Source organism: uncultured Alsobacter sp. (assembly GCF_945952055.1).
Lineage (GTDB): Bacteria > Pseudomonadota > Alphaproteobacteria > Rhizobiales > Beijerinckiaceae > Alsobacter.
The window spans coordinates 1-12,746 of sequence record NZ_CAMFHB010000051.1 but is presented as its reverse complement, the minus strand read 5'-3'; the positions used below and the strand labels follow the sequence as shown (position 1 = coordinate 12,746).

11 protein-coding genes are annotated in these 12,746 nt (G+C 69.9%); 6 read left to right on the top strand and 5 right to left on the bottom strand.

Annotation, left to right across the window (positions count from 1 at the left end; all coding sequences use genetic code 11):
• Positions 1-126: 126 nt before the first annotated feature.
• The gene (locus tag Q0Q47_RS26065; protein WP_293867190.1) at positions 127-1,290 is read right to left on the bottom strand and encodes a M20 aminoacylase family protein; all 1,164 of its coding nucleotides are present in this window, start codon (positions 1,288-1,290) and stop codon (positions 127-129) included.
• A gap of 63 nt (positions 1,291-1,353) precedes the next feature.
• Positions 1,354-2,325 (bottom strand): threonine/serine dehydratase, encoded by a 972-nt coding sequence (locus tag Q0Q47_RS26060; RefSeq protein WP_293867187.1) that lies wholly within the window; start codon positions 2,323-2,325, stop codon positions 1,354-1,356.
• Positions 2,326-2,458: 133 nt separating this feature from the next.
• On the opposite strand from Q0Q47_RS26060, the gene argE reads away from it, so the two are divergent.
• From argE to Q0Q47_RS26030, 6 genes are all read left to right on the top strand, one after another.
• A complete protein-coding gene (gene argE, locus Q0Q47_RS26055) occupies positions 2,459-3,619 on the top strand; it encodes an acetylornithine deacetylase (RefSeq protein ID WP_293867185.1) in 1,161 nt (386 codons plus the stop codon).
• A 148-nt stretch (positions 3,620-3,767) separates the two neighbouring features.
• The gene (locus Q0Q47_RS26050; protein ID WP_293867182.1) at positions 3,768-5,354 is read left to right on the top strand and encodes an ABC transporter substrate-binding protein; all 1,587 of its coding nucleotides are present in this window, start codon (positions 3,768-3,770) and stop codon (positions 5,352-5,354) included.
• A 73-nt stretch (positions 5,355-5,427) separates the two neighbouring features.
• The gene (locus tag Q0Q47_RS26045; protein ID WP_293867179.1) at positions 5,428-6,405 is read left to right on the top strand and encodes an ABC transporter permease; all 978 of its coding nucleotides are present in this window, start codon (positions 5,428-5,430) and stop codon (positions 6,403-6,405) included.
• 15 nt (positions 6,406-6,420) lie between these two features.
• Positions 6,421-7,359, top strand: coding sequence for an ABC transporter permease (locus tag Q0Q47_RS26040; protein WP_293867176.1), 939 nt, complete (start codon positions 6,421-6,423; stop codon positions 7,357-7,359).
• A complete protein-coding gene (locus Q0Q47_RS26035) occupies positions 7,356-8,402 on the top strand; it encodes an ABC transporter ATP-binding protein (RefSeq protein ID WP_293867173.1) in 1,047 nt (348 codons plus the stop codon). The genes Q0Q47_RS26040 and Q0Q47_RS26035 overlap by 4 nt, the downstream gene beginning before the upstream one ends.
• Positions 8,399-9,367 carry an ABC transporter ATP-binding protein gene (locus Q0Q47_RS26030; protein ID WP_293867170.1) on the top strand — a complete coding sequence of 323 codons (969 nt, stop codon included), beginning with the start codon at positions 8,399-8,401 and terminating at the stop codon, positions 9,365-9,367. Before Q0Q47_RS26035 ends, Q0Q47_RS26030 begins: the two co-directional genes overlap by 4 nt.
• A 21-nt stretch (positions 9,368-9,388) precedes the next feature.
• Here the strand turns inward: Q0Q47_RS26030 and Q0Q47_RS26025 are convergent, their stop codons facing one another.
• From Q0Q47_RS26025 to Q0Q47_RS26015, 3 genes are all read right to left on the bottom strand, one after another.
• Complete coding sequence (locus Q0Q47_RS26025) at positions 9,389-10,606, bottom strand: peptide ABC transporter permease (protein ID WP_293867167.1); 1,218 nt, start codon at positions 10,604-10,606, stop codon at positions 9,389-9,391.
• 184 nt (positions 10,607-10,790) lie between these two features.
• A complete protein-coding gene (locus Q0Q47_RS26020) occupies positions 10,791-11,936 on the bottom strand; it encodes a M48 family metallopeptidase (RefSeq protein WP_293867164.1) in 1,146 nt (381 codons plus the stop codon).
• Positions 11,937-11,958: 22 nt separating this feature from the next.
• Positions 11,959-12,522, bottom strand: a complete 564-nt coding sequence (locus Q0Q47_RS26015) for a LemA family protein (RefSeq protein WP_293867244.1) — start codon at positions 12,520-12,522, stop codon at positions 11,959-11,961.
• Between the last annotated feature and the right edge of the window lie 224 nt (positions 12,523-12,746).

The window sequence follows — 12,746 nt, the reverse complement described above, 5'->3', positions numbered from 1 at the left end:
GCCAAGCCCGGGGATGACGGCTGAGAGGTCGGTTTGAACTGGACGGCCAGTCCTCAGGCTAAGGGCCACACCCTCTGAGCAGCGCGCGGAGCGAGCGTGCCGATGCACGCCCAACCCCGCGGGGCCTCAGGCCGGCATCGCGTTCTCGACGAGCCGCGCCCAGTAGCTGATGCCGACCGGGATGATCGAATCGTCGAAGTCGTAGCCCGGATGGTGCAGGCCCGCGGTGTCGCCGTTGCCGATGAAGATGAATGCGCCGGGGCGCGCCAGCAGCATGTAGGAGAAGTCCTCGGCGCCCATCACCGGCGGCGTGTCGGTGATGACCTTGTCCGCCCCCGACACCTCGGCCGCCACCTTGGCGGCGAAGGCCGTCTGGTCCTCGTGGTTGCGCGTGGAGGGATAGCCGCGCTCGTAGTTCAGGGTGGCGGTCGCGCCATGGGCCGCGGCGATGCCGGACGCGATCTCGCCCATGCGGCGCTCGATCATGTCCTGGACCTCGGGCTGGAACGTCCGCACCGTGCCCTTGAGCTCCGCGGTCTGCGGCAGGACGTTGAAGGCCTCGCCGGCCTTGAACACCGTCACGGAGACCACCGCCGAGGCGAGCGGATCGACGCCGCGCGAGACGATGCTCTGCAGGGCCGTGACGATCTGGCTGCCGATGACCACCGTGTCGATGCTGTTGTGGGGCTGGGCCGCATGGGCGCCCTTGCCCTCGATGGTGATCGTGAAGCGGTCCGCCGCCGCCATCAGCGGGCCGGGGCGCAGCGCGAAGGCGCCGGGCTCGAGGCCCGGCATGTTGTGCATGCCGTAGACCTCGTGGACGCCGAAGCGATCCATCATTCCGTCGTTCACCATCTCGCGGCCACCGCCGCCGCCCTCCTCGGCCGGCTGGAAGATCACGACCGCGGTGCCGGCGAAGTTGCGGGTCTCCGCCAGGTACTTGGCGGCGCCCAGCAGCATCGCCGTGTGGCCGTCGTGGCCGCAGGCGTGCATCTTGCCGGGGGTCTGCGAGGCGTAGGGCTTGCCCGTCGCCTCGACGATCGGCAGGGCGTCCATGTCGGCGCGCAGGCCGATCACCTTGTCGCCCGGGAGGCGTCCCTTGATCACGCCCACCACGCCCGTGCGACCGATGCCGGGGACGACCTCGTCGCACCCGAAGGCCTTGAGCTTCTCGGCGACGATCGCCGCCGTGCGGTGCACGTCGAAGTCAAGCTCGGGATGGGTGTGCAGATCGCGTCTCCACGCGGCGACCTCGTCGGCCATGGCGGAAACGCTGTTGATCACAGGCATGGGAACCTCGGACATCAGGGCAGGCCGCCAGCAAATCCCAAGCTGACCAGCCGGTCAACACGCTCATGCGGCGAAGCGGGCGCAGAGCGCCTCCACGTCCGCGAGCGCGATGTTGGAGCCGCACAGGACGAGGCCGATCACGGCGTCCTCGGGCAAGGCGGCCGCCCGCCGCATGGCGGCGGAGACGGTGCACGCCGCCGCCGGCTCGCAGAGCACCTTCTCGGCCTGCAGGAGCCAGCGCATGTCGACCACGGCGGTCGCGTCCGGCACCACGTCGACCGCCGACAGCAGCTCCGTGGCGGCGGCCAGCGTCCGGTGCGTCACGAACGGCGCGCCCAGCGTGCGCGCGATCGACGTGGGAGAGATCGTCACCGGCTCGCCGGCCGCAAGCGCCCGGGTCATGGTCTCGGCGCCCTCCGTCTCGACGCCATGCACCGACAGCGTCGGCTTGCGCCCCTTCGCGGCCGCCGCGATGCCGGCGATGAAGCCACCACCGCCGATGGAGGCGAACAGGTGCGTGAGTTCGGGATGCGCGTCGATGAATTCGAGCCCCACCGTGCCGTTGCCGGCGATGATGGCCGGATCGTCGAAGGCATGCAGGTTGATCCAGCCCTCGCGCGACAGGGCGTCGGCCTTGGCGAAGGCCTCGGCGGCGGACTCGACGAGCTCGATCGTGGCGCCGAAGGCGGCGGTGGCGTCGATGTTGAAGCGGGCGGTGACGCGCGGCATCAGGACGAGGGCTGGAACGCCGAACGCGGCGGCGCCGCGCGCCACGGCGATGGCGTGGTTGCCGCCCGACACGGCGACGACCCCGCGCCCCATCTCCTGCGGCGTGCGCATCATCAGGCGGTTGGCCACCCCGCGCACCTTGAAGGACCCGGCGAGTTGCAGGCATTCCAGCTTGACCACGACCTCGCGGCCGAGCCGCTCGCTCAGCGCCGGGCTGCGCCAGGAGGGCGTCCGGCGAACGTGGCCGGCGATCCGTGAAGCCGCAGCCTCGACATCGGCCAAGGTGACGTCGAAACGGCTGGTCATCGCGGTGCTCCGTGGTGGTGGGGCGGCACTGTCGTGAAGGCCGCGGGGGCTGTCAACGCGAACCGGCTTGACCCGCCATCGTGCCTCGGCCGAATGTCGGACCCGCTCGGGGTTGCCGACACGGGAGCTGCAAATGGCGCTGGAGATGACGACGCGGGACATGCTCGCGCGGCTGGTGGCCTTCCCGACCGTGTCCAGCGACTCCAACCTCGACTGCGTGGCCTTCATCCGGGACTGGCTCGCCGGCTGGGGCGTCGAATCGCACCTCGTCTACAATCCCGAGGGCAACAAGGCGAACCTTTATGCGACGGTGGGTCCCCGCGTGGAAGGCGGGGTCGTCCTGTCGGGGCACACCGACGTGGTGCCCGTCGAGGGGCAGGCCTGGACCAGCGACCCCTTCACCCTCACCGAGCGCGACGGCAAGCTGTTCGGCCGCGGCACGTGCGACATGAAGGGCTTCGACGCCGCCGTGCTCGCCGCCGTGCCCGCCATGGTCCGCGGCGGGCTGAAGCGGCCGGTACACATCGCGCTGTCCTATGACGAGGAGGTCGGCTGCCAGGGTGCCCCCTCGATGGTCGACGAGATGGCGCACACCATCCCGGCCCCGTCCGCGGTCATCGTCGGCGAGCCGTCGATGATGAAGGCCGTGGTCGGCCACAAGGGCGGCCTCTCCTGGTTCACCGAGGTGCGCGGCAAGAGCGTGCATTCGAGCCGCATCGACACCGGCGTCAGCGCCGTCATGACCGCCGCGCGCCTGGTCACCTGGCTCGACGACGCGCTGCAGGCCAACCGTGAACGGGCCGATCCATCCAACCCCTTCGCGCCGCCCTACACCACCATCCACTGCGGCACCATCAACGGCGGCACAGCCACCAACATCGTGTCCGCCTCGTGCCGCTTCGTCACCGAAGTCCGGGCGCTGCCGCAGGAAGACGCGCTCGAGGTGAAGAACCGGTTCGAGCGCTTCGTCCGCGAGGTCATCGAGCCGAAAATGAAGGCGATCGCGCCGGAATCGGGCGTCGACATCATTGCGCGCGCCGCCGTGCGGGGCCTGGCGCCGGAGGAGAACGGCGCGGCGGAAGCACTGGTCCGCCGCATCACCGGCGACAACGAGCGCAGCTTCGTGTCCTACGGCACCGAGGCCGGCATCTTCCAGTCGGCCGGCTGGTCGTCCGTCATCTGCGGACCGGGCGACATCGCCCAGGCCCACCAGGCCGACGAGTACATCACCATCGAGCAGCTCGCCGCCATCGACGGGTTCATGCACGGGCTGATCGCCGAGCTTTCGGACTGAATCGACGCGCCAGGCGTTGGCGATGGTGGCACCCGCTCGGACGGGTGCCACGGCTAAACTCACGGTTGCTAACTGAATGGCGAGGAATGCCGGCCTATAAGGCTCGGCGCGCCGCTCCGCGCGAACCAGAATGAAGCAGGGGAAGGTCATGGGGCTCCGTCGGGTCGTCATGGCGGCCATCGCCGCATTGGCGCTACTCAGCGCACCCGCCAGCGCGAGGACCTTTCGGTTCGCGGCGCAGGGGGATTTCAAGTCGCTCGATCCCTACACGCTGAACGAAACGTTCACGCTGGCCATGCACGGCGCCGTGTACGAGGGCCTGACGAAGCGCGGACCCAATCTCGAGATCCTGCCGGGCCTGGCGGAACGCTGGGAGATCGCCGAGCCGACGCGCTGGCGCTTCTACCTGCGCAAGGGCGTGAAGTTCGCCAACGGCGAGGACTTCACGGCCGACGACGTCCTGTTCTCCGCCGACCGCGTGCGCGCCACGGGCTCCAACCTCACGGCCCGCATCTCCGCGGACACGCAGTTCGTGAAGGTGGACGACTACACCGTCGACGTCGTGCTCTCGGCGCCCAACCCGATCCTGCACTACGAGTGGGACACCTGGTACATCATGTCGAAGAAGTGGGCGGAGGCGAACAACGCCGTCGCGCCCACGCCTCCGAACGCCCAGACGCCCGGCTACGCCGCGCTGAACGCCAACGGGACCGGCCCCTTCCGTCTCGAAAGCCACCAGGCCGGCGTGAAGACCGTCTGGAAGCCGAACCCCGCCTGGTGGGGCAAGCCCGAGCACAATCTGACCGAGGTGATCTTCACGCCGATTGCGTCGGATGCCACGCGCGTCGCCGCCCTGCTGTCGGGTGAGATCGACTGGATGGACCCGGTGCCCGTGCAGGACATCCAGCGCGTCAATGCGGGCCAGTCGACCACGGTGATGACCGGGCCGGAGCTGCGCACGATCTTCCTGGGCTTCGACCAGCGCAGCAACGAGCTCAAATACTCCAACGTGAAGGGCAGGAACCCCTTCAAGGACGCCCGCGTCCGCCAGGCCGTCTACCAGTCGATCGACATCAACGCGATCCGCGACAAGATCATGCGGGGGCTGGCGACGCCGACGCCCCTGATGATCTCGCCGCTGCTCTACTCCCGGGCAGGCGAGTTCAAGCGCTTCCCCTATGACGTGGAGGGCGCCAAGAAGCTCCTGGCCGAGGCCGGCTACCCGCAGGGCTTCGAGGTGACGCTCGATTGCCCGAACGACCGCTACGTCGCGGACGAGGCCATCTGCCAGGCCGTCGTCGGCATGATGGCGCGCATCGGTATCAAGGTGACGCTGAACGCCCAGCCCAAGGCCAAGTACTTCGGCAAGGTGCTGGCGCCGAGCTTCGACACCTCGTTCTACCTGCTGGGCTGGACCCCGAGCTCGTTCGACAGCTGGAACATCATCTACGGGATGTATGGCTGCCGGAACGACCAGGGGAAGGGCCGGGGCGAGTCCAACCTCGGCGGGTACTGCAACCCCGAGATCGACAAGCTCGCCGACCAGATCCTGTCCGAGAACGACCCGAAGAAGCGCGACGACCTGATCTACCAGGCCTACGACATCGGCCAGAACAAGGACGTGGGCTACGTGCCCCTGCACCAGCAGTCGCTCGCCTGGGGCGTGTCGAAGAAGGTGAAGGTCGTTCAGCGGGCCGACAACCAGTTCCTGTTCTACTGGGCGACCAAGGAATGAGGCTGCCGCCCGGGGGGTCGCGGCCGCGCTGGCCGCTCCCCGCGGGCGGGGTCCCGACGGAGGTCGACGACGCATGATCGCCTTCGTGATCCGCAGGCTGTTCCAGTCGGTGATCGTGATGATCGCCGTCGGGCTGATCGCCTTCACGATGTTCCGCTTCGTGGGCGATCCGGTGAACCAGATCGTCTCCATCGACACCCCGCGCGAGCAGCGCGAACGCGTGCGCCAGGACCTCGGCCTCGACCGACCCGTGCCGGTCCAGTTCGCGGCCTATCTCGTGCGGGCCGCGCAGTTCGATTTCGGCATGTCCTACCAGTTCCGCCAGCCGGTGAGGGGCCTCATCGGCGAGCGGATGCCGGCAACCCTGGAGCTGGCGGGGGTCGCGGCCGTGCTCGCGCTGCTGGTGGGCATCCCGATGGGCGTGTTCACGGCCTTGCGGCGCGACAGCCTTCTCGCCTCCCTTTTCATGGCCGTCTCGCTGGTCGGGATCTCCCTGCCCACCTTCCTCATCGCCATCCTGCTGCGCTACCTCTTCTCGGTGCAGCTCGGCTGGCTGCCGTCCTATGGCCGGGGCGACGTGGTGATGCTGGCTGGCTGGAGCACGGGGCTGCTGACGGCCTCCGGCCTGAAGGCCCTCATCCTGCCGGCCGTCACCCTCGCCCTTTTCCAGATGACGCTCATCACCCGCCTCGTCCGGGCGGAGATGCTCGAGGTGCTGCGCACGGACTACATCCGCTTCGCGCGGGCACGGGGCCTGCGCAACCGCACGATCCATTTCGGGCACGCGCTGAAGAACACGCTCGTCCCGCTCATCACCGTCACCGGCCTGCAGCTGGGATCCCTGATCGCCTTCGCGCTGATCACCGAATACGTCTTCCAGTGGCCGGGCATGGGACTGCTGTTCCTCGGCGCGGTCCAGAACGTCGACATTCCGGTCATGGCCGCCTACCTCATGCTGACCGCGACCATCTTCGTGGGCATCAACCTGGTCGTCGACCTCCTCTACGCAGCCGTCGATCCGCGCCTGCGCATCGCAGCGCGGCCGGCCTGAGCGGTGGCGCAACCGATGTCCACGCCCGACACGCAGCGACGCGACGGCTGGTCCGCCCGGGCCAGGGACAACGAGGTCCTGGCGAGCCTCCTCGCCACCCCGATGGCGCTCGTCTCGGTGTGCGTGGTGCTGGCGATGGCCGGCGCGGCGGCCCTGGCGCCATGGATCGCCCCGTCCGATCCCTTCGACCCCGGCGCCGTGAGCCTCATCGATTCCCTGACGCCGCCCCGCTGGGTGGAGGGCGGCGACCCGCGCTTCCTGCTCGGCACCGACAACCAGGGCCGCGACCTCTGGTCGGCCATCCTCTACGGCATGCGCGTGTCGCTGATCGTCGGGCTCAGCGGCGTCGCGCTGGCGGCAGTGGTCGGGATCGGCCTGGGGCTCGTCGCCGGGTTCGCCGGCGGGCGGATCGACGCGGTGATCATGCGGATCGCCGACGTCCAGCTGACCTTCCCCGCCATCCTGATCGCGCTGCTCGTCGACGGGGTCGTCCACGCCATGGTCCAGGACAGCCAGCGCGAGACGACCGCCATGGCCGTGCTGATCGTGTCGATCGGCCTGTCCTTCTGGGTGCAGTACGCCCGTACCGTGCGGGGCTCGACGATGGTCGAGAAGAACAAGGACTACGTCCAGGCCGCCCGCCTGATGGGCCTGTCGGCCCCCGCCATCCTCGTGCGCCACGTGCTGCCGAACGTCACCGGACCGATCCTGGTGATCCTGACCATCAACATCGCCCTGGCCGTCATCACCGAGGCGACGCTGTCCTTTCTCGGCGTGGGCCTGCCGGCGACGCAGCCGTCGCTCGGCACGCTCATCCGCATCGGCAACGACTTCCTGTTCTCCGGCGAGTGGTGGATCGTCGCCTTCCCCGGCGCCACGCTCGCCGTCTTCGTGCTCGCGCTGAACCTGTGCGGCGACTGGCTGCGCGACGCATTGAACCCGAAGCTGCGATGACGAGCGGCCCCGTCCTTTCCGTCCGCGACCTGAAGGTCGAGTTCGCGTCCCGTCGCGGCGTACTGCGGGCGCTCGACGGCGTATCGTTCGACATCGGACGGGGTGAGGTGCTCGGGCTCGTGGGGGAATCGGGCGCCGGAAAATCCCTGACCGGAGCCGCCGTCATCGGGCTGCTCGAGCCTCCCGGGCGCATCGTGAGCGGGGAAGTCCGCCTTCTCGGCGAGCGCATCGACGCCCTGCCGGAGCGCCAGATGCGGGCCGTTCGGGGCCGCCGCATCGCGATGGTGTTCCAGGACCCGCTGACGAGCCTCAACCCGCTCTACACGGTGGGCCAGCAGATCGAGCAGACGATCCTCGCCCACCTGCCGGTATCGCGCCGCGAGGCCCGCCGGCGGGCCATCGACCTGCTGAAGGAGGTCGGGATCCAGGGCGCCGAGCGGCGCGCCGACGCCTACCCCCACGAATTTTCCGGCGGCATGCGCCAGCGCGTGGTGCTGGCGCTGGCGCTGTGCGCCGAGCCCGATCTCGTCATCGCCGACGAGCCCACCACCGCGCTCGACGTCTCGGTGCAGGCCCAGATCATCGCCCTCATCCGCAAGCTGTGCCTGGAGCGCGGCATGGCGGTGATGCTGATCACCCACGACATGGGCGTCATCGCCGAGACGGCCGACCGCGTCGCCGTGATGTATGCGGGCCGGATCGTCGAGACCGGCCCCGTCGCCGCGCTCGTGGGGGCGCCGCTGCATCCCTATGCCCGCGGGCTGATGGCCGCCATTCCCCGGCTCGATGGCGACCGGGAGCGCCTGGCGCAGATTCCCGGCGCCATGCCCCGGCTGCAGGACCTGCCCAGAGGCTGTGCCTTCTGCCCGCGCTGCCCCGAGAATTTCGCGCACTGCCACGTGGAGAGGCCCGAACTGGTCACGCGCGGCGAGCACCGCGTCGCCTGCTTCCTCTACGGCGACGGCCTGGCCGACCGGGCGGGAGACGATGGCGCCGCGCCGGCGCCGGAGATGGACGGCGCGCCGGGGGAGGCCGTCCCATGAGCGATGCCTTCGTCCGTGTCGACGGGCTGCATCGCTCCTTCGACGTCTCGCGCCCCTGGCTCGAACGCACGCTGAGCGGCCGCCCTCGGGAAACCCTGAAGGCTGTCGATGGCGTGTCCTTCGCCATCCGGCGGGGCGAGACCTTCGCGATCGTCGGGGAATCGGGTTCGGGCAAGTCGACCTTGGCCCGCATGGTCGTGGGCCTGCTCACGCCCACGGCGGGCGACGTCGTGATCGACGGCGTGTCCATGACCGGCCGGGCCGATCGGTCGCGGCGCAAGGAGCTGCGGCGCCGGATCCAGATGATTTTCCAGGATCCCTTCGCGAGCCTCGACCCGCGCTGGCGGGCGGGCCCGATCATCGCCGAGCCGATCCGCGCCTTCGGCCTCGCCGATGCCCGCGAGGCGGACCGGCAGGCCGCGGACTTGCTCCGGCGCGTGGGCCTAGACCCCGCCGATGCCCGGAAATACCCGCACGAGTTCTCGGGCGGGCAGCGGCAACGCATCGCCATCGCGCGCGCGCTCGCCCCGAAAGCGGAGTTTCTCGTTTGCGACGAGCCCACTTCGGCGCTCGACGTGTCGGTCCAGGCGCAGATCCTGAACCTCATGCGCGACCTGCAGGATGCCCTGGGGCTGACCTACCTCCTCATCAGCCACAACCTGGCCGTCGTGCGGCACATGGCGACGACCATCGGCGTCATGTATCTCGGCCGTCTCGTGGAGGTCGGGCCGGCGCGCACGCTGTTTGCCGAGCCCCGCCACCCCTACACGCGCATGCTGCTCGACGCGGTGCCGGACCTCGCCATGACGGGGCGGCGGCGCATGGCGGTGCTGGGCGACGCCCCCAATCCGATCGACCCGCCCGCCGGATGCGCCTTCCACCCACGCTGCTCCCTGGCAACGGATCGCTGCCGCGCGCAGGCACCCGCCCTGCGCGACGGCGTCGCCTGCCATCTGGTCGACTGAAGGAGCGCGGCGCCCGCCGGATCAGCGGGCCGGGCCGGAAGACCGCGGCCGGGTGGTCCGGTACTGCCCCCGGTCCACGGCCACGGCGAGGATCGCCGCGAGAGCCAATCCGATCAGCCACCACGCCTGCGCCGCGCCCTGCCCGAGCACCGCGAGCGAGAAGGCGACCGCGAGCGTCATCATGGCGCCCGGCGCCGCCCCGCCCTGGAGCCGCGAGGCACCGTTGACCGCCTTGGCGAGGAGGAGCGCGAGCGCGATGGCGCCCAGGAAGCCCAGTTCGAACCAGACCTCGAAGAGAATCCCGGACGGCGCCTGGTTGGGAACCAGTCCGGCGAGCTTGGCGCGCAGGGCCGTGTCGAGGCCGTGCCCTGTGATGAGCCGCGCCGGATCGTCGGTGACGATGCGCGACCAGGTGCGGATCGTCTCCACCTTGGGATGGGTGATGCCGAAGGTCACCTTGGAGACCGGCCGCAGCAGGAACGGCAGCGCCGGAGCGGCAAGGACGAGGCCCGGGATCAGGATCAGGGCGACCCAGCGTCCGGCCGCCGCGTTGAGCGTGACGATGGCGTAGACCACCGCGCCGATGGCGAAGGCCCCGAGCGCGGGCCAGGCCCCGCCATAGACGAGAGCCGCGGTGACGACGGCCACGAGCGCGAAGCAGGCGACGTAGCGGTCCTTCGAGGCCAGCCAGCTGATCGCCGACGGCGCCACCAGCACCAGCATCAGCAGGCCGCGGTCCAGGATCGCGGTGTCGGTCGTGGGCTCCGTGTCGAAGCTGACGCCCCGCACCTCCAGGAAGAGGGCGACCAACGCCGCGAGACCCGCGCCGATGGGCATCAGGTAGAGATTGCTGACCCGCATCCGCTGCGGCAGCGCGGCCGCAGCGATCATGCCGACCGCGGAGATGCCGGCCAGGTTGACCAGGCGCTCGGACGCGGCCGCGGGAAAGGGCGTCCACATCAGCGACAGCCCGGCCCAGAACACGAGAAACGCGGCGATCAGGCCCGCGGGTGCGAGCAGGGCGCGGCGCGCGCGCCCAAGCGGTTCGCGTCCCTCGCTCTCGATGAACGTCGCGAGGACGAGCAGGGCGATGCCGATGGGAATGAGGATCACGAGGCCACGGCGGCTCACGAGCGCCGCGACGGGAGCCAAGATGACCAGGACGGCGAAGCCGAAGCGGCGCAGCAGCCCGGCGGCGTCGGTCGCCGGATCGGCCGTGGTCGGGATGCTGCGGTTCATTGGGCCTGCCGAAACGGTGGACGGGTCTCAGGCCGCACTCTAGCCACAGGCCCCCGTTTTCGCTGTGGAGTTGCGGCAACACCCGCCCTGACAAATTCTCATGGCTGGTCGCCCGGTGCGGGCGGGCGCGGCCCCTTTCGCGTCCGTCGTGCCCCTGCCTGTAGCGCCGGGGTCGGACCGGGTCCTACCCCTGGTGCGACCCCCATGGACCGGGCGGACCGGAGGCACTTCCGTCGGGATGACCGGCGGTACGACCCCACGGATTCACCGGCCCGTCGGGATCGGGCCCCCCGGTGAGCCGGCCGTCCGGGGCCCCGGGCAGCGGGCGCTGGGCCGGCGCCTGGGCAGGATCCGGGAGCCGGCCACCGGCGAACTTGACCAGCGCCTCAACCCGATCCTCGATGGCGGGGTGGGTCGCGAAGAGATCGGCGAACCCCGACCGCGGATTGTCGATGCACATCTCCATGATGCCCGAGGGAACGCCCTCGAGTTCGCTGCGGCCGGAGATCTTCATCAGCGCGCTGATCATGGCGTCCGGGTTCTTCGTCAGCTCGACCGCCCCGGCATCGGCCAGGAACTCGCGTGAGCGCGACAGGGCGAAGCGGATGACCAGGGACAAGAGCCAGGCCGCGGCGATCAGCGCCACGGCGATGACGATCGCGACCACCGCCCCGCCCCCGCCCTTGCGATCGTCGGAAGAGCGGGACGAGCCGAAGGACCAGCGCGAGCGCATCACCACGCGGAAGAACATCTCCGCGAAGAACGAGATCGCGCCCGCCACGACGGCCGCGACCACCATCAGCTTCACGTCCTCGTTGCGGATGTGCGTCAATTCGTGCGCGAGAACCGCTTCGACCTCTGCATCGTCCAGGGCCGCCAGCAGGCCCGTGGTGACGCTGATCGTGTACTGCGCCGGCGTGAGGCCGGTCGCGTAGGCGTTGAGGACCTCGCTGTCGATGATCTCCAGCTTCGGCACGGGAAGGCCGCGGGAAATGCAGAGATTTTCCAGGAGGTTGTAGAGGCGGGGCTGCGCCGCCCTCTCCACCGCGTGCGAGCCCGTCACAGCATCGATGATGCCCTGGTGGAACTTGCGGGCGGCAAAGACCCAGCCCGCGGTGCCCAGGGTCACGAAGGGTACGATGCCGAGCCAGTCCCCCGCGGCCCGGCGGGCGATCAGGTCCACCGGCAAGTTGGAGCGGCCAATGGCGTTGTAGAACAGCGTGAAGGCATAGGCGAGAAGCCACACCAGCAGGAACAGTCCCGCCGTGAGCAGCACCGAGCGGATGCGGTTCGCCCGGATGTGGCTGTAGAGGCCGAAGGCGGTGAACATGACCGGCCCCCGTGGCCGCGGATCAGAACTTCACGGTCGGCGCCTGGTCCAGCGACTGGCGGGCCTCCTGCCCGACGTCGAAGAACTCGCGTTCGGCAAAACCCATGTTGCGGGCGAACAGCGCGGCCGGGAAGGCCTGGATCGAGGCGTTGTACTCGCTGACTGCGTTGTTGAAGAAGCGACGGGCCGCGGCGAGCTTGTTCTCGATGTCCGAGAGGTCCATCTGCAGCTGCTGGAAATTGGTGTTGGCCTTGAGGTCCGGATAGGCCTCCGACAAGGCGATCAGCCGTCCCAGCGCGGCACCCAGCTGGCCTTCGGCGGCAGCCTGGGCCTGCGGGCCCTGGGCCGCGAGCGCCGAGTTGCGGGCCTGGACCACGGCCTCGAGGGTGCCCTTCTCGTGGGTGGCGTAGCCCTTCACCGTCTCGACGAGGTTCGGGATGAGGTCATGGCGCTGCTTGAGCTGCACGTCGATGTCGGCGAAAGCCTGCGAGACGCGTTGCCGCATCGAGACCAGCCCGTTGTAGACGGTGATCAGCCAGAGTGCGCCGACCACCAGGATCCCCAGGATGATCCAGCCGCCCATCAGTCCCTCCTCGTGCCCATCCATGGCGCGGCGACGCAGAAGCCGAGCTTTTGGAGTGTGGTCGCGGTCGTGCGGCAGCGCAACCCCCGCGCGGGGCTCAGGGCTCGCAGACGGCCGCCACTTGGTGGCCCGCGGGATCGGTCAGTCCGGCCCACGGCCTGTCCGGCGCGCGCAGCGGCGCGGCCTGCGCCGGCCGGCCTCCGGCGGCGAGCCCGGCCGCCTCGAAC

What these genes read in the sequence shown, in the direction of transcription:
- Q0Q47_RS26065 (WP_293867190.1), bottom strand. Translation starts at nt 1,290, where the DNA reads ATGCCTGTGATCAACAGCGTTTCCGCCATGGCCGACGAGGTCGCCGCG.
- Q0Q47_RS26060 (WP_293867187.1), bottom strand. Translation starts at nt 2,325, where the DNA reads ATGACCAGCCGTTTCGACGTCACCTTGGCCGATGTCGAGGCTGCGGCT.
- argE (WP_293867185.1), top strand. Translation starts at nt 2,459, where the DNA reads ATGGCGCTGGAGATGACGACGCGGGACATGCTCGCGCGGCTGGTGGCC.
- Q0Q47_RS26050 (WP_293867182.1), top strand. Translation starts at nt 3,768, where the DNA reads ATGGGGCTCCGTCGGGTCGTCATGGCGGCCATCGCCGCATTGGCGCTA.
- Q0Q47_RS26045 (WP_293867179.1), top strand. Translation starts at nt 5,428, where the DNA reads ATGATCGCCTTCGTGATCCGCAGGCTGTTCCAGTCGGTGATCGTGATG.
- Q0Q47_RS26040 (WP_293867176.1), top strand. Translation starts at nt 6,421, where the DNA reads ATGTCCACGCCCGACACGCAGCGACGCGACGGCTGGTCCGCCCGGGCC.
- Q0Q47_RS26035 (WP_293867173.1), top strand. Translation starts at nt 7,356, where the DNA reads ATGACGAGCGGCCCCGTCCTTTCCGTCCGCGACCTGAAGGTCGAGTTC.
- Q0Q47_RS26030 (WP_293867170.1), top strand. Translation starts at nt 8,399, where the DNA reads ATGAGCGATGCCTTCGTCCGTGTCGACGGGCTGCATCGCTCCTTCGAC.
- Q0Q47_RS26025 (WP_293867167.1), bottom strand. Translation starts at nt 10,606, where the DNA reads ATGAACCGCAGCATCCCGACCACGGCCGATCCGGCGACCGACGCCGCC.
- Q0Q47_RS26020 (WP_293867164.1), bottom strand. Translation starts at nt 11,936, where the DNA reads ATGTTCACCGCCTTCGGCCTCTACAGCCACATCCGGGCGAACCGCATC.